The following is an 18,984-nucleotide window of genomic DNA, read 5'->3' as shown; positions in this document are numbered from 1 at the left end:
ACGCAATCCGAAAGGACCCGTGCCACGGGGTAATAATCATTTGGCACTGGCTTAACAAGCACCCTGTTGAGTTCTCAAACAACCAACACACACCGTCGAGATTCGCATTCGCTCGCCTCGTCCGGGGCAACCACTCTATCTTACCAGGTCGCTTTCCGTTGTCAAGACCCTTGTTGGATCTCTTAACTTTCAGCGGTTTCCCGAGCATAGCAAGGGCGCCGTCTCCGGCGATCTTGTTTCGGGAGATCCGGTCGCACCGGCCGGCAGTTGAGCATTTCGCTCGCTTGCCCGCCCGGCTCGCCACCGGCCTTGCTATCTTACCAGTCCGTTCCGGCTTGTCAAGCTCGCGTTTCCCGCTTGCCGACCTTCCGAACCGTTCTCCCGCGCGTGTCATCCGCGCCGTATTCCGGCGCCGAGACCTGCTCGGGATTGGCTGGTGTACCTTAGCCGGTCGGCTTCGCGATCGCCAAATACGGTCGCACCGCCCGATTAGGTACTAACCCGACGAACTGGTTGTTTCCGCCCAGTCCCTCGGACCTGCAGAACCATACGGACCTTGTGGCTGCCGCGTCAAATCCGCCGGTTGGCGAGACTCGGAAGTGTCTGGCGGATCTCGGCGAGCCGCTCGAGATCGAGGTCCGCGAACGTCACGCCGACGACATCCGGCGCCTGCGCCACGACCGTCCCCCACGGGTCGACGACCATGCTGCGCCCGAAGCAGGTGCGGTCCGGGTCATGGTTGCCGATCTGCCCGGCGGCGAGGACGTAGCACTGGTTCTCGATGGCCCGCGCGCGCAGGAGCACCTCCCAGTGGTCCCGGCCGGTGTGGAGCATGAACGCCGCCGGCACGACGAGCACCGTCGCGCCGGCGATGGCCAACGCGCGGTACAACTCCGGGAATCTCAGGTCATAGCAGATGGACAGGCCCAGCCGGATCCGCTCGACATCGACGAACTCCGTCGAGGCGCCGGGGGCGACCGTGGCCGACTCCTGGTAGGAGACGCGGCCGGGGATCTCGACGTCGTAGAGGTGGATCTTTCGATATGTCGCGGCCGGGCGGCCGGACCGGTCGAAGACCAGCGTGGTGTTGTACGTGTGCTCCGGGTCCGGCCCGATCTCGTGGAAGGAGCCGGCGTGCACCCACATCCCGAGCTCGCGCGCGGCGTCGGCGAAGAACGACGCGAACTCCCCGTCGACGGGCTCGGGCTTCGGCGCGGACGCGGACCGGCCGAGGTAGTCCACGTATTCGGGCAGGACCGCCAGGTCGGCGCCCCCGTCGGCGGCCCGCTGCAGCAGCGACCGGGCCACCCGCAGGTTCTCCGACCGATCGTCCCGGGCGTTGAGCTGACACACCGCTACGCGCATGCCGCCAGCGTACGGTCAGCCGGCGGTCAGCACGAGGGCCACCGCGGCCAGGCCGAGCCCCGTGATCTGCAGCGGCCGCACCCGCTCGCGGTCGACGGCCATCGCCAGCAGTACCGTCGACACCGGGTAGAGCGAGGCGAGCGGCGCCGCGACGCTGAGCACCCCGCCGCGCACCGCGAACAGATAGAGCGCGTTGGCGGCGACGTCGAAGGCTCCCGCGGTACCCCCCAGAGCCAACGTGCGCGCAGAAGCACGCACGGGCACCCGGAGGGCCCGCATGGCCGCCAGGAGGCCGCTGACTCCCGCCACCCGGCCGGCCAGTAGCGGCCACAGGCCGGATGCGTCGGAGGTCTGGGCGACGATCGTGAAGTACCCCCCGAACAACACCCCGGACAGGAGGGCGAGCCCGAATAGCGCCCGGGACGCCTTGGCCCCGCCGCGCGGCCCGGCGCTGACAAGCGTGATCGCGGCCACCGCCAGGACGGCTCCGGCGAGCGCGAGCGCCGACGGGCGGCGATCAAGGAAGAGCCCGAGCAGCAACGGTACGGCGGCAGTCGTCGTCGCCGTCAACGGCGCCACGATCGACATCGCGCCGCCGGCGAGCGCCCGGTAGAAGAGCACCAGACCGGCGTTGCCGACGAGCCCCGACGCCGCGCCCCAGGCGAGGTCGGCCGCGCTCGGCCAGCCGGTGCCGGTCGCCAGCAGCCAGACGACGACGAGCGGGATGCCGGCGGTCTCGGCGACGAGCGCCACGATGAACGAGTCGGCGCGCTGGCTCGCCTTGCCGCCGGCGAAGTCACCCGCACCCCAGACGAGGGCGGACGCCGCGGCACATACGAGGAACAGCACGTCGGCAACGGTATTCGTTGTCGGTCGGTCGTGCCACGAGTTTTTCCGTCGTCGCGATGGACAATTGCCGCGCTTTCGACCCGAAACGCAGCGTGACCCGGGACACTGAGTCCCGGGTCACGCACATCTCCTCGCGGTCTGGCTCCCGCGGCCAGCCTTCTCCTCGCGGTCTGGACCCCGCGGCCAGCCCGAAACGCAGCGTGACCCGGGACACCGAGTCCCGGGTCACGCGCAACGACGGTGGGTCAGGCCGACTTCTCCTCGCGGTCCGCGCGACGCCGACCGACACGATGGGCAGCCAGGTCCCGCGGCACGATCGTCGGGATGACCTTCTCCAGCACGACCTCGCGGGTGATCAGCACGCGGGCGATGTTGGGGTTGCTCGGCACCTCGTACATCACGGAGAGCAGGACCTCCTCCATGATGGCGCGCAGCCCGCGGGCCCCGGTGCCGCGGAGGATGGCCTGGTCGGCGATCGACTCCAGGGCCTCGGGCGCGAACTCGAGCTCGACCCCGTCCAGCTCGAACAGCCGCTGGTACTGCCGGACGAGCGCGTTGCGCGGCTCGGTGAGGATCTTGACCAGCGCGTCGCGGTCGAGGCTCTTGACGCTCGTGATCACCGGCAGGCGGCCGATGAACTCGGGGATCAGGCCGAACTTCAGCATGTCCTCGGGCATCACGTCGCTGAAGGCGTCGTCGGCGGTCCGGTCGGTGATCGAGCGGAGGTTGGCGCCGAAGCCCGTGCCGCCCTTGCCGACCCGCTGCTGCACGATCCGGTCGAGGCCGGCGAAGGCGCCACCGCAGATGAAGAGCACGTTGGACGTGTCGATCTGGATGAACTCCTGGTGCGGGTGCTTGCGCCCGCCCTGCGGCGGCACGTTGGCCACCGTGCCCTCGATGATCTTCAGCAGCGCCTGCTGCACGCCCTCGCCGGAGACGTCCCGGGTGATCGACGGGTTCTCCGACTTGCGGGCGATCTTGTCGACCTCGTCGATGTAGACGATCCCGGTCTCGGCCCGGCGGATGTCGTAGTCGGCCGCCTGGATCAGCTTCAGCAGGATGTTCTCGACGTCCTCGCCGACGTAGCCGGCCTCGGTGAGCGCCGTGGCGTCGGCGATCGCGAACGGGACGTTGAGCATCCGCGCGAGCGTCTGGGCCAGGTGGGTCTTGCCGCAGCCGGTCGGCCCGATCAACAGGATGTTGGACTTGGCCAGCTCCACGCCGTCGCCGCCCGCGCTGCTGCCGGACTCGGCCTGGACCCGCTTGTAGTGGTTGTAGACCGCCACCGCGAGGGCCTTCTTGGCCTGGTCCTGCCCGACGACGTACTGGTCGAGGAAGGCGCAGATCTCCATCGGCTTGGGCAGCTCGTCGAACTTGACGTCGCCCGACTCCGCCAGCTCTTCCTCGATGATCTCGTTGCAGAGATCAATGCACTCGTCGCAGATGTAGACGCCAGGGCCGGCGATCAGCTTCTTCACCTGCTTCTGCGACTTGCCGCAGAAGGAGCACTTCAGTAGGTCGCCGCCGTCGCCGATCCGTGCCACCTACGATCTCCCTGCCTTCGGCCGGACCCAACGTCCGGATCGCATATCTCCCGCCGCGAGGGACGAAGAACGGCCCACGCTGGCTACTGCCTCGACGTTACCTGGTGGTCGCCCGTATTCCGACCCCCTACGCGGGGGTGTCTTTCCGACCACCTGCCCGACGACGGGTTTCCCACGCGAATTCTGAGGTGACCCATCGGTAACCTCATCGGCTCGCCGAGCCCGAGGGCAAGGCGAGCCGATGAGGTTGCGCGCCAGAGGCGTCAGTTGCCCGACGCGACCAGGCTGGACTTCTTGCGGCTGACCAGGATGTTGTCGACCAGGCCGTACTCCTTGGCCTCCTCGGCCGTCAGGATCTTGTCCCGGTCGATGTCCTTGCGGACCTTCTCCACCGGCTGGCCGCTGTGGCGCGACACCATCTCCTCGAGCTGGGTGCGCATCCGCATGATCTCCCGGGCCTGGATCTCGATGTCCGAGCCCTGCCCGTAGCCGCCCTCGGTGGCCGGCTGGTGGATGATGATGCGCGAGTTGGGCAGCGCCAGCCGCTTACCCGGGGTGCCCGCCGCGAGCAGCACCGCCGCCGCGCTCGCCGCCTGGCCCAGGCACACGGTCTGGATGTCCGGCCGGACGTAGGTCATCGTGTCGTAGATCGCCGTCATGGCCGTGAACGAGCCACCCGGCGAGTTGATGTAGACGATGATGTCGCGGTCCGGCTCGTTGCTCTCCAGCGTCAGCAGCTGCGCCATCACGTCGTTGGCCGACGCGTCGTCGATCTGCACGCCGAGGAAGATGATCCGGTCCTCGAACAGCTTGTTGTACGGGTTGGTCTCCTTGATGCCGTACGACGTCCGCTCGACGTATGACGGCAGGATGTAGCGGTTGTGCACCTCGCGCAGCGCCGGGGGCAGGCTCAGGTCGGTCATGGCTTCGCTCCTCAGGCCAGAGTTCCGGCGCCTTCCGGGGCCTGCTGGGCCCCGGTGATCACCTTGTCGATGAAGCCGTAGTCCCGCGCCTCTTCGGCGGTGAACCAGCGGTCACGGTCGGAGTCGGACTCGATCTGCTCGAGCGACTGCCCGGTGTGGAACGACACGCGCTCCTGGAACATGCGCTTGGTGTAGAGCATCTGCTCGGCCTGGATGGCGATGTCGGAGGCCGTGCCCCCGATGCCGCCCGACGGCTGGTGCATCATGATCCGCGCGTGCGGCAGGGCCATGCGCTTGCCCGGCGCACCGGCGCACAGCAGCAGCTGGCCCATGGAGGCGGCCATGCCCATCGCGACAGTCGCCACGTCATTCGAGACGAACTGCATGATGTCGTAGATCGCCATGCCCGAGTAGACGGAGCCACCGGGCGAGTTGATGTAAAGCCAGATGTCGCGCTCCTCGTCCTCGGCGGCGAGCAGCAGCATCTGGGCGCAGATCCGGTTGGCAACCTGGTCGTTGACCTCGCTGCCCAGGAAGATGATCCGCTCCTTGAGCAACCGGTTGAACACCGAGTCGTCGAGCGTCAGGCTCGTGTCCGCGCCCCGACCGCGCCCGTGGGGCGCGGGACTGACTGGCGACGCTGGAATATGCAGGTCGGTCATGGCAGCCCTTCGCAAGAGTCTTGTACTTGCCGACCCTAACCGGTGCGGGGAGCGGCAGCTTCCTGTGCTGACCGCATTTCGCTATGAGCGCACCGTAGTGAAGGCCGGGGCTTTTGCCCCGGCCTTCAACGTTAGTGGTTGTGACCCTCGTGGTCCCCGTGATCGTGACCCTCGTGGTCGCCGTGGTCGTGGCCCTCGTGGTCCTCGACCGCGCCACGCAGGTCTTCCAGGCTCAGCGGCGTGCCGTCGCCGTCCACGATCTTCACCCGCTCCAGCACCAGCCCGAGCGCCTTGCCGCGGCGCACGTCGCCGAAGACGGCGCCGGCCACACCGGCCTGGACCAGCTGGTCGTAGTACTGCTGCGGCCCCATGCCGGCCCGCTGCGCGCGGTGCACGATCTCGTGCCCGAACTCGTCGTCGGTGACCTGGATGTTCTCGGCGTCGGCCAGGGTGTCGAGCACCAGCTGGACCTTCACGCCCTCGACGGCCGCCTCGTTGAGCTCGGCGTCCATCTCCTCCTCGGTCTTGCCCTCGGTCTGCAGGTAGTCCTCGAACGACGCCCCGATCCGCTGGAGCTGGTCGTTCATCGACTCCTTGCGCGAGTCGACCTCGTCCTTCACCACGCCCTCGGGCGCGGGCACGTCGGTCGCCTCGATGACCGCCTTCAGGGCGAGGTCACGCGCGGAGTACAGCTGCTCCATCCGCTTCACCCGGGTGAGCCGCGTGCGCAGGTCGTCCTTCAGCTCGTCGAGGGTGTCGAACTCGCTGGCCAGCTGCGCGAACTCGTCGTCCAGCTCCGGCAGCTGCTTGTCCTTCACCGACTTCACCGTGACGGCCACCTCGGCGTCGCGCCCCTCGAACTCCCCGCCAACCAGCTGGGTCGTGAAGGTCGTCGCGTCGCCGGCGCTCATGCCCACCAGCACGTCGTCCAGGCCCGGCACCAGCTGGCCGCTGCCGACCTCGTGCGACACGTTGGCCGCGCTGCCGCCCGGCACCTCTTCGCCGTCCACGGTCGCGGTCAGGTCGATCTGCACGAAGTCGCCGGCCAGCGCGGAGCGCTCCACCGTCTTCAGCGTCGCGAACCGGTCGCGCAGCCCCTTGAGCTGCTCGTCCACGTCGTCGTCCGACACCACCAGCACGTCGACGGTCACCTGGATCTCACCCAGCTCCGGCAGCGTGATCTCCGGCCGCACGTCCACCTCGGCCTTGAACTTCAGCGGCTGCCCGTCCGCGAACTCGGTGATCTCGACCTCGGGCCGCCCGAGCGTCTTCACCTCGTGCTCCCGCACGGCGGCGAGGATCTGCGTCGGGATGACCTCCTGAACGGCCTCGTTGAGCACCGCCCCGCGCCCCACCCGCTGGTCGATGACCGCCTGAGGCACCTTGCCACGGCGGAACCCGGGGATGTTGACCTGCGAGCCGATCTCCCGGTACGCCTTCTTCAGGCTCGGCTCGAGCTCAGCGAACGGCACCTCGATTTCGAGCCGCACGCGCGTCGGGCTCAGGGTCTCGACGGTGCTCTTCACAGAACTTTCTCCCTCGTTGCTACGGCTTATGGACTGGCGGCTTGCGCTTTGACGTTCCCGGTCGGGGTGGCGGGATTTGAACCCACGGCCCCTCGCTCCCAAAGCGAGTGCGCTACCAAACTGCGCTACACCCCGGTGGTGTGCGTCGGCAAGTGTATGCGCTCGACCGGACAGCGCGCCGCTCGGTATGCCGGTGTCGCGCCTCGTGGGCCCCCGGGACGGGCGGAGGGCGGGGTCATTAGGTACGCTAGTGGCGCACCGGGACCTCCGGGTGCGCGCGGGCGTAGCTCAATGGCAGAGCTTCAGTCTTCCAAACTGACGGTGTGAGTTCGATTCTCATCGCCCGCTCTTGATCTATTAGTCGCTACCGCTCCCCTGGGGGAGCAAGCTCCACCCAGACCCCCTCGAAACCCACAACGGGGCGCCCTGGCGACGGACGAGTTCCCAGTTTGCGTCGGCGGCGGGTGTACTTGCAGTGCCTCGCCCTTGCCGCTCGTTCTCGGGCGGCTCGAAACACCCAGAAGCTCATGCTGTAGAGCTGCACTCCTCATCCGTCCGGCGCGTGTGCAGCCGGGCGGATGAACCACCCAAACGCGCCGGATCTCCTCACCGACTCCCAATCGCGGCGTCGCGGTGGCACGCCTGGAGGGTCGTGGCGTTCAAACCGCCGGCCGCAGTCTCACTTGCCCGCATGAAGTGACAGTTGCGTTTGCGCTGTTCAGCGCCACATCCCTGGGGACACCAACGCGTGGAGCGATGGACCTCTCAACCCGGTTGAGAGTATCGTCGAACATATGACCGAGCAGACCTCCGACACCCGCGGCGACTACGTGGACGAGCGTGGCGTGCTCATCACCGCCGCCGGTCGTGAGCGTGCTCGCGTCCAGTTGGCCGAACTCGACGGCAAATGGACACCGGAACAGCGAGAGCAGCGCAGGCTTGCCCTGCTGGCCCGGATCACTGCCGCGTGACCGAGGCGCAGCTCGCTCTCGACACGTCCGCCGTCCTCGCCTACGTTGCCGGTTCGGCCGGCCTCGGTGAACTGTTGGGCGAGGTAACCGAAGAGAAGCATCAGTTCGCTGTCCCCGCCGTCTGCCTTGTCGAGGCCGGGCTGCAACTGGACGAGGCATCGTGGCCGATGCTCGACGTGCTTGCCCAGCACCCGGCTGCAGTCGTTGTCGGACTCGACGCTGCCGACTGGAAAGCCCACGCCTCGGCTGCTGCCCTGTTCGGCGGAGCCGGGGCTGGCGCCGCGGCGCTACTCGTAGCGCAGGGGCAGGTCTGGTATGTGGCGACCCTTCAGCCGGACGCGTACGGAGACGGCATCGATACCGTGCGGATCGAGGACTGAAAAGGGATGCCCCCTCAAGGCGGTTGTCGGCGTCCAGGATCGGACGTGCCAGAAGCGTGCCAGTAACCTAGTCCGCTCACGGTCACCAGTGGGCACGATCGGGCGTGAACAGCTGGTGCCCACCAGGCGAATCTGGACAGACCCTCTGGACCGGGAAGATCTTCCAATCTGACGGTGGGAGTTCGATTCTCCTCGCACGCCCCCTGTGTTTACGTCGATTTTGCCCGTTTTGCGCTTCTCCGCGCATCACGTTGCGTCCGGCCAGAGGCGGTCTAGGGTCCTCGATGTACAGGCGAACGGCGCCACGGGACGACGGGCCCGTGGCGCCGCTGAAGGAAGCGGGGCTGGACCCGCTCGCTGCCTTACACGGGGGCGGGGACCGGGACGGGGATCTGGCGGGCGTTCAGCAGGGCCGTGTAGTCGCGCTGGGCGGCGTCCAGCAGGCTGATCCAGGCGTCCTCGCCGATCGGGGTGCGGACCGGGCGTTCGTCGGAGTCGATCAGGCGCATCAGCTGCGCGGCGAAGAGCTCCGGCGGGTTGGCCACCGGCAGGGACTTCAGGGCGCGCAGGCCGGCCAGCATCGGGGAGACCACGCGGCCGTAGGCCGGGATGTTCTCGGTCGACTCCGTCAGGGAGGTGCCCCACTCCGTCTGGAACGTCCCGGGCTCCACGGCCATGGCGTGCACGCCGCTGCCCGCCAGCTCCAGGGACAGGGTCTCGACCATGCCCTCCAGGGCGTACTTGGCGGCCGAGTGGGCCCCCAGGCCGGGGTAGGCCGTGCGGCCGGCGGTCGAGGAGACCATGACGATGTCGCCGAAGCCCTGGGCGCGCATCAGGGGAAGGACCATGCGGGTCAGGCGCCACGGGGCGATCAGGTTGACGGCCAGCTGGGCCTGCAGCTCGGCCTCCGTGACCTCCTCGACGGCGCCGAAGTGGCCGGCGCCGGCGTTGTTCACCAGCACGTCGACGCCGCCGTAGCGGGCCAGCGTGGCGTGTACCGCATTGTGACAGTCATCGGGGTCGCACACGTCCAGTGCGCAGGTGGCGAGCGTGCGGGGGTACCGGTCCCGGAGGTCCTCGAGGGTCTCGGGATTGCGGGCCGTGGCCAGAACCTGCTGTCCGGAGGCGGCGACCGCCTCGGCCAGTGCGCGCCCCAGGCCGGTGGAGCAACCGGTGATCAACCAGCGACGAGTCATGTTCCGCATAGTGACTCTCAGTATCCGCCGACCGACAGTCTGAGAAACGTGAATGACCATCATTCAGCGGACTTTTCGGCCGTTCGTGGCGGGCGGGTCGCCGGCCGTACAGTTGGCGGGTGCGCTCGCTGGCGGAGCTGATCTCCGACGACCGGTCCGCCTGGGCCGAGATCGAGGCCTCGGTCACCGGGTCGCCGTATGCGATCGAGATTCTGCCGACGGAGCCCGACCGGGCGGCGTCGTGCCTGCACCGGCTGCAGGTCGGCACCGCGTCCTGGCTCGGCGCCCTGGTGTACGGCACCGGAGGCCTCGTCGTCGACGGCGGCTGGCTGCGGGTCTTCGGCTCCGGCAACCCGCGCCGGAGGCTCGCCGACATCCACGCGGTCAACGAGGTCTTCGAGCCGGCCGGGCTGCTCGTCGCGCAGGACGTCATGGGCGGGGAGTTCGTGTGGCGCCAGGGCGAGGCCGAGGACGGCCTGCCCACCATCCACTACTTCGCGCCCGACACCCTGCGCTGGGAGGACCTCACGCTCGGCTACACCGACTGGCTCTACGCCATGCTGGGCGGCGCGCTCGACCAGTTCTACCTGAGCTGGCGCTGGGCCGGCTGGCGCGACGAGGTGGCCGCCTGTCCCCTCGACAGCGGCATCAGCGTCCTGCCGCCGCTGTTCACCAGGGAGGGCAAGGACATCGAGAGCTGCAGCCGCCACGCGATCCCGATGCGCGAGATCGTCGACGTCAAGCACGACATGGCCGACCAGCTCGGCGCATGAGGCTCGCCCGCGACGACTCCGGCGCCGGGGCGCCGATGGTGCTGTTGCACGGCGGCGGGAGCGGGCGGGGGACCTGGGACGCGTTCACCCGCGAGGTCGAGGGCTACCGCGTGATCGCCGTCGGGCACCGCATCCACAGCCTGGCCCCGCGACCGTTCGCGGCCGCGGTCAAAGGCTTCCTGCGGGAAACCGGATGATCGGGCACGGCCGGGCAGGTTTCGGGCGTTTTCCCAGGTCAATTCCTTGATCCGTACTGCGTTCGCACATATGTTCGACTAGGGTCCTCGGGCATGGAGATCGCGAACTGCCCAGCCACGAAGATCAGCCCGACCGCCACCGGCGACATCGAGGTCCGTTGCACGAAGCCCACCGGCCACGTCGAGACCGGTGATCCGCAGCACGAGGCGAAGCTCGGCGTCTTCCCAGTGCGGTGGCGCTGACCATAAGGTGGTGAATACGGTTCGCAGCCGGACTCGAAGGGTTTTGTGGCTGCCGTGCCGAGCTCGAAGTACACCGAGATCTTCACCGTCCTCCAGCGCCGCATCGACGCCAAGCAGTACGAGATCGGGGACTACCTCCCGACCGAGGCCGAGCTCACGCGCGAGTTCGGCACCTCCCGGGCGACCGTCGTGCGGGCCCTGCGCCAGCTGCGTCTGCGCGGCTGGATCCAGGGCGTGCAGGGCAAGGGCCGCATCGTGCTCGGCCGGCCGGCGACCCGGTTCGCCCAGCTGCCGGAGCGGGTCAAGCACCTGCTGCTCACCGGCGAGGACGCGGCGCTGCAAGGGGTGCGCCTGGTCTCGGCCCCGGCGCGCATCGCCGCCGTGCTGGGAAGGGCGCCCGGGGTGCCGCTGCTGTCCGGGCGGTACGTCCTGGCGCCGCCCGACGCGCCGCCATTCGGGTTGCGCACGGTGTTCGTGCCGGCCAACCTGACGAACCTGACCACCCTCGACCCGGAGGGCGGCCTGCTCGCCCACCTCGAGCGGCGCAACGGGATCGCGGCCGGGCGGGTGATCGAGCGCGTCGGCGCCCGGCTGGCCACCGGCGGGGAGGCGGCGGCGCTGCGGCTGCCGGAGCCGCGCAGCGTGGCCGTGTCCCTGATCACCGTGCTGGACGTGCGCAGCGACCCGCTGCTGGCGGTCGACGCGGTCCTGGCCCGCGAGGCGCCCGCGATGCTGTCGACCTACGACCTGTGATCAGTTCGAGCGCTGGGCCAGGTCCAGGGCGTACTCGGGCCACCACTGGCCGGCCGGGGGCTCACCCGGCCGGCACGCGCCGTCCGACTCGCCCGGGCGCTTGATCCACAGCAGGGCGTCGACACGGGAATCGCCGGTGCCCGTGGTGGTCGGGGCGTTGCCAAGGAGCCGGCCGGGCGGGTTGCACCAGTGCGGGCCCCCGTCGACGTCCCCGGCGCCCTCCACCGGCCCGGCGCCGTTGCGGCTGGTGTCGATGACGAAGTGCGGCTTGTTCGGGAGGGCGTCGGAGAGCTGTTTGCCGTACGACACATTCTCCGCCGTCTTGTAGAAGTTCGCGACGTTGAGGGCGAACCCGTCGGCCTTGCCGATCCCGGCCTGCTTCAGGGCGTCGGCCAGCTGGTGCACGTCGGTGATCCAGCGCGGGTTCCCGGCGTCGAGGTAGACGGCGGCCGAGCCCGTGCCCTTGAGCACCGCGATGGCGTCGGAGAGCGACTCGTACCGCTGCGAAGTCTCACAACCCTCGACGGCGTGCGCGACGGCGTCCGGCTCGAGGATCACGACGACCGGGCGGCCCTTGACGCCGGCCGCGAAGGCGCGGATCCACGCCCGGTACTCATCGGGCGAGGCGGCGCCGCCGGAGGAGTACTTGCCGCAGTCGCGGTGGGGGATGTTGTACGCCACCAGCACCGGCAGCCGCTTCTGGGCGGCCGCGCAGGTCAGCACGGAGTCGACCCGCGCGCCAACGGTGCTCGGGCCGTCGCTCACCCACAAGGCGGTCGGCCGGTCGGCGATGCGGCGCAGGGTGGTGGCGTCGGCGGCGCGGTCCTGGCTGCTCCAGTGCTCCACCTGCTCCGTCGCGGGGCCGCCGGGCTCGACGAAGAGCACCCGGCCGGCGAGGGGGTTGCCCTGCGCCGCGGGCTGGGCCGCCGCCGTCGCCGGCGAGCAGTCGCGGTGGCCCGGCGCGGCCGACCGCTCGGGCGGGTCGTCCTTGCCGCACCCGGCCAGCCCCGACAGCGCGAGGACGAGCAGGACCGCCCCCCGTCCAACCGTGTTCGCCACCACGGGAGGGTACCCCGTCTGATCACCCGCTCGGGTGAGCCGATTCGCCGAGGGGCAGGCAGGCGGAACGTGACCTATGCTCTGGGGCGAGTCGGGGACCGGGGACCGGGCCGCGGGGCAACACAGCGAGAGGATCCCGTGTCGGAACCATTCGAGATCCCCGTATTCGGGCGGTCGTGGGCGCGGCTGGAGAGCTTCAGCAGGCTCGCCGGCCCGCTGAACCCTCCGCCGGCGGGGGTGCCGTATCGGGTCCGATATCGGGCGCAGCGCACGATCAACGGCCGTCCGCGGGTGGCCGGCTCGATCTTCATCGCGCTGTTCAACATCTGCTTCGAGGTCATCTTCTGCGTCTGGCTGCTCCAGCCGGCGCACTTCGCCCAGACCAACCCCGGCCCGGTCGCCGAGGCGGCCGGCGTGGCGAACGTGTTCGTCATCTGCAGCATCGCCATCGTCGAGCTGCTGCGCCTGATCAACGTGCTCTCGCTGTCGCTGGCCTCGATGACCGCCCGCGACCCGATCCCGGTCACCCCCGACGCGCGGCTGCGCCTGGCCTTCCTCACCACGATCGTGCCCAGCAAGGAGCCGATCGCGGTCGTCCGCGACACGCTGCGCGCGGCCAAGCGCATCCGCCACCGCGGTGTGCTCGACATCTGGCTGCTCGACGAGGGCGACGACGACGAGGTCAAGGCCATGTGCGACGAGCTGGGCATCCGGCATTTCACGCGCAAGGGCATCGCCCGGTACAACCGGCCGAAGGGCCCCTTCCGGGCGAAGACCAAGCACGGCAACTACAACTCGTGGATCGCCGCGCACGGCGACGACTACGACGTGATGCTCGCCGTCGACCCCGACCACGTGCCGCTGGCCAACTTCGCCGAGCGCATCGTGGGGTACTTCCGCGACCCCGACGTCGCCTACGCCATCGGCCCGCAGTGCTACAAGAACGGCGAGGCCTTCGTCACCCGCGCCGCGGAGTCCCAGCAGTTCCCGTTCCACAGCGTGATCCAGCGCGCGGCCAACCGCTACGGCACCTCGATGCTGGTCGGCACCAACAACGCGGTCCGCATCTCGGCGCTGCGCAGCATCGGCGGCCTCAGCGACTCGATCACCGAGGACATGGCCACCGGCCTGATGCTGCACACGACCCGCAACCCGGAGACCGGCCACCGCTGGAAGTCCGTGTACACCCCGGACGTGCTGTCCGCCGGCGAGGGCCCGTCGAGCTGGAACGACTACTTCAGCCAGCAGCGGCGCTGGTCGCGCGGCACCTTCGAGATCCTGACCCGCACCTACTGGCGCCGCTTCTGGCGCCTCTCGCCGGGCGGGATGCTGCACTACACGCTGATCACGACCTTCTACCCGTCGATGGCGATCGGCTGGCTGCTGGGCATCGTCAACGCGATCCTGTTCCTGGGCCTGGGCGTGAGCGGCATGACCATCTCACCCCAGCTGTGGTTCGCCCTGTACACGGACGCCACGGCGTTCTCGCTCTGGCTCTACATCAACAACCGGCAGTACAACGTGAGCCCCTACGAACCGCCGGACTCCCGCGGCATCAAGGGCATGCTGATGTCGATCATCGCCGCCCCCATCTACGCCGTCCAACTGCTGAGCACGCTGTTCCGCCGCCCGGCCCGCTTCGTGGTGACCCCGAAGGGCGCCAGCTCCACGAGCGACGGCCTGCGCACGTTCCGTAACCACCTGGGCTGGCTGATCCTGCTGGTCGCGACGATCGTGGTCGCCTTCGTGCGCGACTACGCTGCCCCGGCCTCGCTGCTGTGGCCCTGCGTGGCCCTGGTGGTCTGCCTCACGCCGCTGGTGCTGTGGCGGCTGGACGCGCGGCTGGTGCGGGACCAGGAGCGGGCGGAGAGCCTGGAGCGGGAGGGCCGGGCCAAGGACCACCCGGTGCCGAAGCAGGCCGGCACCCCGGAGCACGCGGGCGACATCACGATGGAGATCCCGTCGGCACTGCTGCGCGAACGCCTGGCGGCCCGGGAGGCGGGGCAGCCCCTGGAGGACGTGGGCGCCACCATCATCATGCCGAAGGTGACCGACGTCCCCGCCCAGCGCCGCGCGCCCCGCATCGAGCACCGCGACGAGTAGCCGCCGCCGGGCTCGTTCAGCCGGCGACCGACCCGGCGACGACCAGGTTGGCGCGCAGGGATGCCAGGTCGTCGTCGGTCAGGCCGTGCTCGTGGGCCCAGCCCCGGATGTCGCCCCAGCGCGAGCGGACCTCGGCCAAGGTGCGGGTCATCAGCGCCGCCTCCGGCTCCCAGACCGCGACGGAGGCCGGGCGCGGCGGCAGGCCCAGCCGGTCCACCACCACGGCCACCCGCTCGTGGATGGTCGGCATCGCCGCCGCGGTGGCCGCGTAGTCGGCGGCGATCGCCTCCTCCGGCACCCCGAGCAGGCCGAGGACCACGGCGGCCAGGACGCCGGTGCGATCGCAGCCCGCCTCGCAGTGGAACACCGCGGGCAGGGTGCCGGCGCAGGCCAGGTGCCGGACCGTGCCGGCGAGCACCGGGCCCTTCTCGGCCAGGATCGCGACGTAGTGGCCGACCAGGTCGTCGGCGCCGCTCACGTCGGCGATGGGGGCCGAGTAGTACTCCACCCGGGAGCCGGACAGGGGGCCGCGGCCCAGCTGGGAGACCTCGTACTCGCCGCGCAGATCGATCACGGTGGACAGGCGCAGGTCGTGGACCAGGGAGGCGACGTCGGCGGGGGTGGCGTAGGCGAGGGAGTCGCTGCGGAAGAGCACCCCCGGGCGGACCGTGCCGCCCGAGGCCGGCAGGCCGCCCAGGTCGCGGAAGTTGACCAGGCCCTCGAGGTGGCCGGCGAAGGGTCGCCGACGCCGCCAGAATCTCACCAGATGAGGTCCTTCACCCACTGGTAGAAGCTCACGAACCAGCCGACCTCGCGCAGGTAGGCGATGCCCGCGGCGGCCAGGAAGAGGCCGGTCAGGGCGTGGGCGCCGCGGGCCGAGCGGCGCGGGCGGCCCAGGCGCTGCTCGAGGAGCAGGCGGCCGAGGAGGCGGGTCAGGGCGAAGACGCCCACGGCGACGCCCAGGACGACCAGGAAGGCGATGAACGGGCCGGTCAGGCCGCCCTCGCTGTCCAGGGCCCACAGGCCCCAGCAGATGAAGGCGATGACGGCGCCGGTGCCGGTGTACTCCCAGCCGATCTTGAGCTGGCGGGCGCGCTCCCCCGGGGGTGGGGTGTAGCGGGGCAGGCGGCTCTCGTCCGGCTCGATGGGCAGCATGCCGGTCGGCTCTGGGGCCGGGCGCGGGATGACCTTGGCTCGGCCGCGCATCTGCGGGACGCCATCGGCGTTGACCGACACACCGCCCGCGGAGACGGGCACGCCCGAGACCGGGGGCGCGGAGACCGGCGGGACCGGCTGGTAGAGGGCGGTCGCACCACCGGCGCCGTTACCGCCGGAACGCAGCTGCACGAGCTCGCGCTCCAGGCGCTCGATGCGCTGGTAGGCGTCGGTCTCGGTGCCGCTGATCGACGGGCGGGCGCGGCCGACCGCGCGGCCGGTCTCGGTGCCGTCGGACTCGTGCCAGTCGCAGCCGACGTCGGGCAGGCCGCAGCGGCGCACCAGGTCGGCCAGGTCGCTCACCCAGAGCTGCAGGTCGCGGGTCAGCGGGCGGTCGCCCGGACTGTCGGCCAGCGGGGCGTGCAGGTGGTCGCGCAGGGCCGGGACGCGCTCGAGCAGCGGGTGGCGGCGCAGCACGTTCCACGGCGGCGGGGAGGCGTCGGGCGGGCCGCCCAGGTCGCTGCGGCCGTCGACGCGCGGGTAGGCGCCGGTGACCATGAAGTAGGCCACCGCGCCGAAGCCGTGCACGTCGTAGGCCGGGCCGACGTGCTTGACCCCGCCGAACGCCTCCGGGCCGCCCGACTCCGGGGTGTAGGCGATCTGGGTGATCTCCTCCGCACGGAAGTACCGGGCGCCGGTGAAGTCGATCAGGCGCACCTCGCCGGTGGCGAGGACCATCACGTTCGACGGCTTCACGTCCATGTGCAGCACCGGCGTGGCGCCGCTCTGCTGCGGTTCGTGGAGGTTCTGCAGTACCCCGGCAAGGGTCCGCAACGCCGAGACGGCCCCGAGGCGGCGGGCGCCCGGCGTCGCACCCGCCCGCTGGGCCACGTATTCGCGCAGGTTGACGCCGTGCAGATAGTCGTAGACCTGGTAGGGCACGGCGTCGCCCGGTGCCGGGCGCTCGCCGGGGCGGTGCGGCGGCGGGCCGTAGAAGCCGTCCGCGCGCCGGCAGATGCCCTGCACGCCACGGTTGTTGAGGTCCATGAGCGCGGCGTCGCCCTTGTCCCAGGAGCGCAGCTCGTCGGCGACCGGGCGCTGCGGGTCGACGCGGAAGACCTTGACCGTCATCGGCGCCGAGGTCACCCCGCCGCAGACGCGCACGGCCCGGTAGACGTCCGCCTGCCCGCCGGAGCCCAGGTGGGCTACCAGGCGGTACCGCTGGAATGTCTCGGACAAAGGGCTCGCCGGACCACACACGAGGTCCAGCAACGCACCGTGCGTCATGACATGACTCCCCCCAGCCAGCAATCGCAGGCAAACGCCCGGTCTGGCCCGACAAAGCTTCGCCCGGTCGACCCCGGACCGGGCGCCCCCTACGAATCCGAGGGTAACGAGCGTGCAAATCGGGTCGCGCTGGGCGGAGGTCACGAGGTAGACACGACCTGATGAGCGACTATGTGCTGCGCACGGCGACCGAGGCGGACCGCGACGCCCTGGGCCGGGTCCGGCGGGAGGCGTTCGGCCTCACGCACACCCCGGTCCCCAACGACACGTACCACGACATCTCCGAGCTGGACCGCAGCCACCTCGTAGAGCACCGCGGGCAGGTCGTCGGCGTGGTGGCCGCGTTCACCCGCGACATGGCGGTGCCGGGCACGGTCGTGCCCGTGGCGCACGTCACAGGTGTCGTCGTGTCGCCGGTGCACACCCGCAAGGGCCTGCTGCGCCGCATGATCACCGAGCAGCTGCGCTCGGCGCCGGAGGCCGTCGCCGCGCTGTGGGCCTCCGAGGGGCGCATCTACCAGCGCTTCGGCTATGGCCTGGCCGCCCAGAACCTCACCATCCGGGCCGACCGGCGGGAGCTGTCGCTGCGCGTGCCGCCCGCGCCGGGCACCCTGCGCTCCGCCGTGCCCTCGGACGTGATCGAGGAGCTTTCCCAGGTGTACTCCCAGGTGCTCCCGACCCGCCCCGGCTGGTCGAGCCGCGACGCAACCTGGTGGGGGCACCTGACGAGCGATCTGGAGCACCGCCGTGAGGGCACCACGCCGGCCCGCGCGGTGCTGTGGGAGAACCCGGACGGCGTGGTCGAGGGCTACGCCCGATACCGGATCAAGCCCAACTGGGACGACAACGGCCCCAAGCAGGAGGTCAACGTCATCGAGGTGGTCGCCACCACCACGGCCGCCTACGCCGAGCTCTACCGCTTCCTGCTGCGCGTCGACCTGTCCCGCACCCTCGTCCAGGGCTGCTCCAGCGTCGAGGAGCCGCTGTTCTACATGGTCGACGAGCCCCGCCAGCTCGGCGGCAAGGTCGGCGACGGGCTCTGGGTGCGCATCACCGACCTCCCGCGGGCCCTCACCGCCCGCAAGTACGCCGCCCCGGTCGACGTCGTGCTCGGGGTGACCGACGCGCTGATGGAGGGCAACGCCGGGCGCTGGCGGCTGCGCGTCGGCGCGGGCGGCGCCGTGGTCTCCTGCACCCCGGCCGACGGCGAGCCCGACCTGAGCCTGGACATCGCCGACGTGGCCGCCGTCTACCTGGGCGGCACCTCGCTCGGCGCGCTGCATCTGGCGGGCCGGGTCCGGGAGCACCGGCCCAGCGCGGTGGCCGCCGCGAGCGCCGCGTTCGGCTGGCCCACCAAGCCCAATTCGATCGAAATCTTCTGATGCCTCGGCGGGTGGCGCCGGAGACGGTAGTGTCAGGCGCATGGGAGGGATCCAGCGCCGCCGCCGGCGCATGCGGCAACACCAGCCGGTGACCCCTCCCACGCCCGCCCCGGAAGAGCCCGAGGAGCCGGCCGCAGCGCCGCCGGCACCCGCGGTCGAGGCCGCCAAGCCGGCGCCGCGCCCTTCGCCGCACCACCTGGCGGAGATGGCGGGCACGTTCGCCATGACCGCGGCCGTGCACGACCCGGAGCCGGCGGCCCCCGAGCCGGCCGCCGCCCCCGCCGAGGCGCCCCACGACGACGAGCACCACGACGACCACCACGACCTGCACCAGCACCATCACCACCAGCACCACCACGACGAGGTGGTGTCGGAGCGCGGGCTGCGCGGCCTGGTCGGCGGCGGCGCGTCACAGGTGAGCGTGTCGGCGGCGATGCGGGCCCGCGACGCGGCCCGCCCCAGCGACGACGACGTGGCGGCGGCCGAGCGGAACCTGCAGATCATCCGGCGGGGCTGGGTGCCGCGCGAGGAACTCGCCCGGCCGGGGCGCCGCCCACCCACCGGCTGAACGTTCGGTGTCGATCCCAGCGCGCTCCGTGAGGAGCCCGGACGACTG

The 18,984-nt window shown here is 70.6% G+C and carries 18 protein-coding genes, 2 tRNA genes and 1 pseudogene; 10 read left to right on the top strand and 11 right to left on the bottom strand.

Annotated elements, in window-relative coordinates:
- Nucleotides 1–570: 570 nt before the first annotated feature.
- The 7 genes from AB0M46_RS06775 to AB0M46_RS06745 all read right to left on the bottom strand — a co-directional run bounded on the left by AB0M46_RS06775 (nt 571) and on the right by AB0M46_RS06745 (nt 7,004).
- Nucleotides 571–1,365, bottom strand: coding sequence for a carbon-nitrogen hydrolase family protein (locus AB0M46_RS06775; RefSeq protein WP_363333348.1), 795 nt, complete (start codon nt 1,363–1,365; stop codon nt 571–573).
- Nucleotides 1,366–1,380: 15 nt separating this feature from the next.
- Complete coding sequence (locus AB0M46_RS06770; RefSeq protein ID WP_363333347.1) at nt 1,381–2,214, bottom strand: DMT family transporter; 834 nt, start codon at nt 2,212–2,214, stop codon at nt 1,381–1,383.
- A gap of 245 nt (nt 2,215–2,459) precedes the next feature.
- A complete protein-coding gene (gene clpX, locus AB0M46_RS06765; protein ID WP_363333346.1) occupies nt 2,460–3,758 on the bottom strand; it encodes an ATP-dependent Clp protease ATP-binding subunit ClpX in 1,299 nt (432 codons plus the stop codon).
- A gap of 263 nt (nt 3,759–4,021) precedes the next feature.
- Entirely contained in the window at nt 4,022–4,681 is a 660-nt protein-coding gene (locus AB0M46_RS06760) for an ATP-dependent Clp protease proteolytic subunit (protein ID WP_363333345.1), read from the bottom strand.
- Between the two features lie 11 nt (nt 4,682–4,692).
- A complete protein-coding gene (locus tag AB0M46_RS06755) occupies nt 4,693–5,343 on the bottom strand; it encodes an ATP-dependent Clp protease proteolytic subunit (protein ID WP_363333344.1) in 651 nt (216 codons plus the stop codon).
- Nucleotides 5,344–5,474: 131 nt separating this feature from the next.
- Nucleotides 5,475–6,869 (bottom strand): trigger factor, encoded by a 1,395-nt coding sequence (gene tig, locus AB0M46_RS06750; RefSeq protein ID WP_363333343.1) that lies wholly within the window; start codon nt 6,867–6,869, stop codon nt 5,475–5,477.
- Nucleotides 6,870–6,930: 61 nt separating this feature from the next.
- A tRNA-Pro gene (locus AB0M46_RS06745) sits at nt 6,931–7,004 on the bottom strand.
- Between the two features lie 142 nt (nt 7,005–7,146).
- Between AB0M46_RS06745 and AB0M46_RS06740 the strand changes: the two genes are divergently transcribed.
- From AB0M46_RS06740 to AB0M46_RS06730, 3 genes are all read left to right on the top strand, one after another.
- Nucleotides 7,147–7,217, top strand: a tRNA-Gly gene (locus AB0M46_RS06740).
- Nucleotides 7,218–7,663: 446 nt separating this feature from the next.
- On the top strand, nt 7,664–7,840 hold the full coding sequence (locus AB0M46_RS06735) for a hypothetical protein (RefSeq protein ID WP_363333342.1): 177 nt from the start codon (nt 7,664–7,666) through the stop codon (nt 7,838–7,840).
- Nucleotides 7,837–8,220, top strand: a complete 384-nt coding sequence (locus AB0M46_RS06730) for a hypothetical protein (RefSeq protein WP_363333341.1) — start codon at nt 7,837–7,839, stop codon at nt 8,218–8,220. Before AB0M46_RS06735 ends, AB0M46_RS06730 begins: the two co-directional genes overlap by 4 nt.
- A 362-nt stretch (nt 8,221–8,582) precedes the next feature.
- Here AB0M46_RS06730 and AB0M46_RS06725 read toward each other — a convergent pair whose 3' ends face one another.
- Nucleotides 8,583–9,416, bottom strand: coding sequence for an SDR family oxidoreductase (locus AB0M46_RS06725; protein WP_363333340.1), 834 nt, complete (start codon nt 9,414–9,416; stop codon nt 8,583–8,585).
- Between the two features lie 119 nt (nt 9,417–9,535).
- On the opposite strand from AB0M46_RS06725, the gene AB0M46_RS06720 reads away from it, so the two are divergent.
- From AB0M46_RS06720 to AB0M46_RS06705, 4 genes are all read left to right on the top strand, one after another.
- On the top strand, nt 9,536–10,189 hold the full coding sequence (locus AB0M46_RS06720; protein ID WP_363333339.1) for a DUF2625 family protein: 654 nt from the start codon (nt 9,536–9,538) through the stop codon (nt 10,187–10,189).
- The gene (locus tag AB0M46_RS06715) at nt 10,186–10,386 is read left to right on the top strand and encodes a hypothetical protein (protein ID WP_363333338.1); all 201 of its coding nucleotides are present in this window, start codon (nt 10,186–10,188) and stop codon (nt 10,384–10,386) included. Before AB0M46_RS06720 ends, AB0M46_RS06715 begins: the two co-directional genes overlap by 4 nt.
- Before the next feature lie 93 nt (nt 10,387–10,479).
- Nucleotides 10,480–10,629, top strand: a complete 150-nt coding sequence (locus AB0M46_RS06710; protein WP_363333337.1) for a hypothetical protein — start codon at nt 10,480–10,482, stop codon at nt 10,627–10,629.
- A 54-nt stretch (nt 10,630–10,683) separates the two neighbouring features.
- A complete protein-coding gene (locus tag AB0M46_RS06705) occupies nt 10,684–11,382 on the top strand; it encodes a GntR family transcriptional regulator (RefSeq protein WP_363333336.1) in 699 nt (232 codons plus the stop codon).
- On the opposite strand, the gene AB0M46_RS06700 is transcribed toward AB0M46_RS06705, so the two are convergent.
- Entirely contained in the window at nt 11,383–12,441 is a 1,059-nt protein-coding gene (locus AB0M46_RS06700) for a glycoside hydrolase family 6 protein (RefSeq protein ID WP_363333335.1), read from the bottom strand.
- Nucleotides 12,442–12,579: 138 nt separating this feature from the next.
- Between AB0M46_RS06700 and AB0M46_RS06695 the strand changes: the two genes are divergently transcribed.
- Nucleotides 12,580–14,544, top strand: coding sequence for a glycosyltransferase family 2 protein (locus AB0M46_RS06695; RefSeq protein ID WP_363333334.1), 1,965 nt, complete (start codon nt 12,580–12,582; stop codon nt 14,542–14,544).
- A gap of 16 nt (nt 14,545–14,560) precedes the next feature.
- Here the strand turns inward: AB0M46_RS06695 and AB0M46_RS06690 are convergent, their stop codons facing one another.
- Both AB0M46_RS06690 and AB0M46_RS06685 read right to left on the bottom strand, forming a co-directional pair.
- Nucleotides 14,561–15,307, bottom strand: coding sequence for a tyrosine-protein phosphatase (locus tag AB0M46_RS06690; RefSeq protein WP_363333333.1), 747 nt, complete (start codon nt 15,305–15,307; stop codon nt 14,561–14,563).
- Nucleotides 15,304–16,986 (bottom strand): hypothetical protein, encoded by a 1,683-nt coding sequence (locus tag AB0M46_RS06685; RefSeq protein ID WP_363333332.1) that lies wholly within the window; start codon nt 16,984–16,986, stop codon nt 15,304–15,306. Before AB0M46_RS06685 ends, AB0M46_RS06690 begins: the two co-directional genes overlap by 4 nt.
- A gap of 161 nt (nt 16,987–17,147) precedes the next feature.
- Here AB0M46_RS06685 and AB0M46_RS06680 point away from each other — a divergent pair, with 161 nt between their 5' ends.
- Both AB0M46_RS06680 and AB0M46_RS06675 read left to right on the top strand, forming a co-directional pair.
- Entirely contained in the window at nt 17,148–18,368 is a 1,221-nt protein-coding gene (locus AB0M46_RS06680; RefSeq protein WP_363333331.1) for a GNAT family N-acetyltransferase, read from the top strand.
- A 370-nt stretch (nt 18,369–18,738) separates the two neighbouring features.
- Nucleotides 18,739–18,936, top strand: a pseudogene (locus tag AB0M46_RS06675) (hypothetical protein); the annotation flags it as partial.
- Between the last annotated feature and the right edge of the window lie 48 nt (nt 18,937–18,984).

It is taken from the genome of Dactylosporangium sp. NPDC051485, assembly GCF_040682015.1.
Classification (GTDB): Bacteria; Actinomycetota; Actinomycetes; order Mycobacteriales; family Micromonosporaceae; genus Dactylosporangium.
Note: the sequence above shows the minus strand (reverse complement) of the source record. Positions and strands in the feature narration are given on the sequence as shown.

Coding starts and splice junctions, on each gene's coding strand:
- AB0M46_RS06735 (WP_363333342.1), top strand. CDS start 7,664: ATGACCGAGCAGACCTCCGACACCCGCGGCGACTACGTGGACGAGCGT.
- AB0M46_RS06725 (WP_363333340.1), bottom strand. CDS start 9,416: ATGACTCGTCGCTGGTTGATCACCGGTTGCTCCACCGGCCTGGGGCGC.
- AB0M46_RS06760 (WP_363333345.1), bottom strand. CDS start 4,681: ATGACCGACCTGAGCCTGCCCCCGGCGCTGCGCGAGGTGCACAACCGC.
- AB0M46_RS06710 (WP_363333337.1), top strand. CDS start 10,480: ATGGAGATCGCGAACTGCCCAGCCACGAAGATCAGCCCGACCGCCACC.
- AB0M46_RS06715 (WP_363333338.1), top strand. CDS start 10,186: ATGAGGCTCGCCCGCGACGACTCCGGCGCCGGGGCGCCGATGGTGCTG.
- AB0M46_RS06755 (WP_363333344.1), bottom strand. CDS start 5,343: ATGACCGACCTGCATATTCCAGCGTCGCCAGTCAGTCCCGCGCCCCAC.
- AB0M46_RS06775 (WP_363333348.1), bottom strand. CDS start 1,365: ATGCGCGTAGCGGTGTGTCAGCTCAACGCCCGGGACGATCGGTCGGAG.
- AB0M46_RS06685 (WP_363333332.1), bottom strand. CDS start 16,986: ATGACGCACGGTGCGTTGCTGGACCTCGTGTGTGGTCCGGCGAGCCCT.
- AB0M46_RS06680 (WP_363333331.1), top strand. CDS start 17,148: ATGAGCGACTATGTGCTGCGCACGGCGACCGAGGCGGACCGCGACGCC.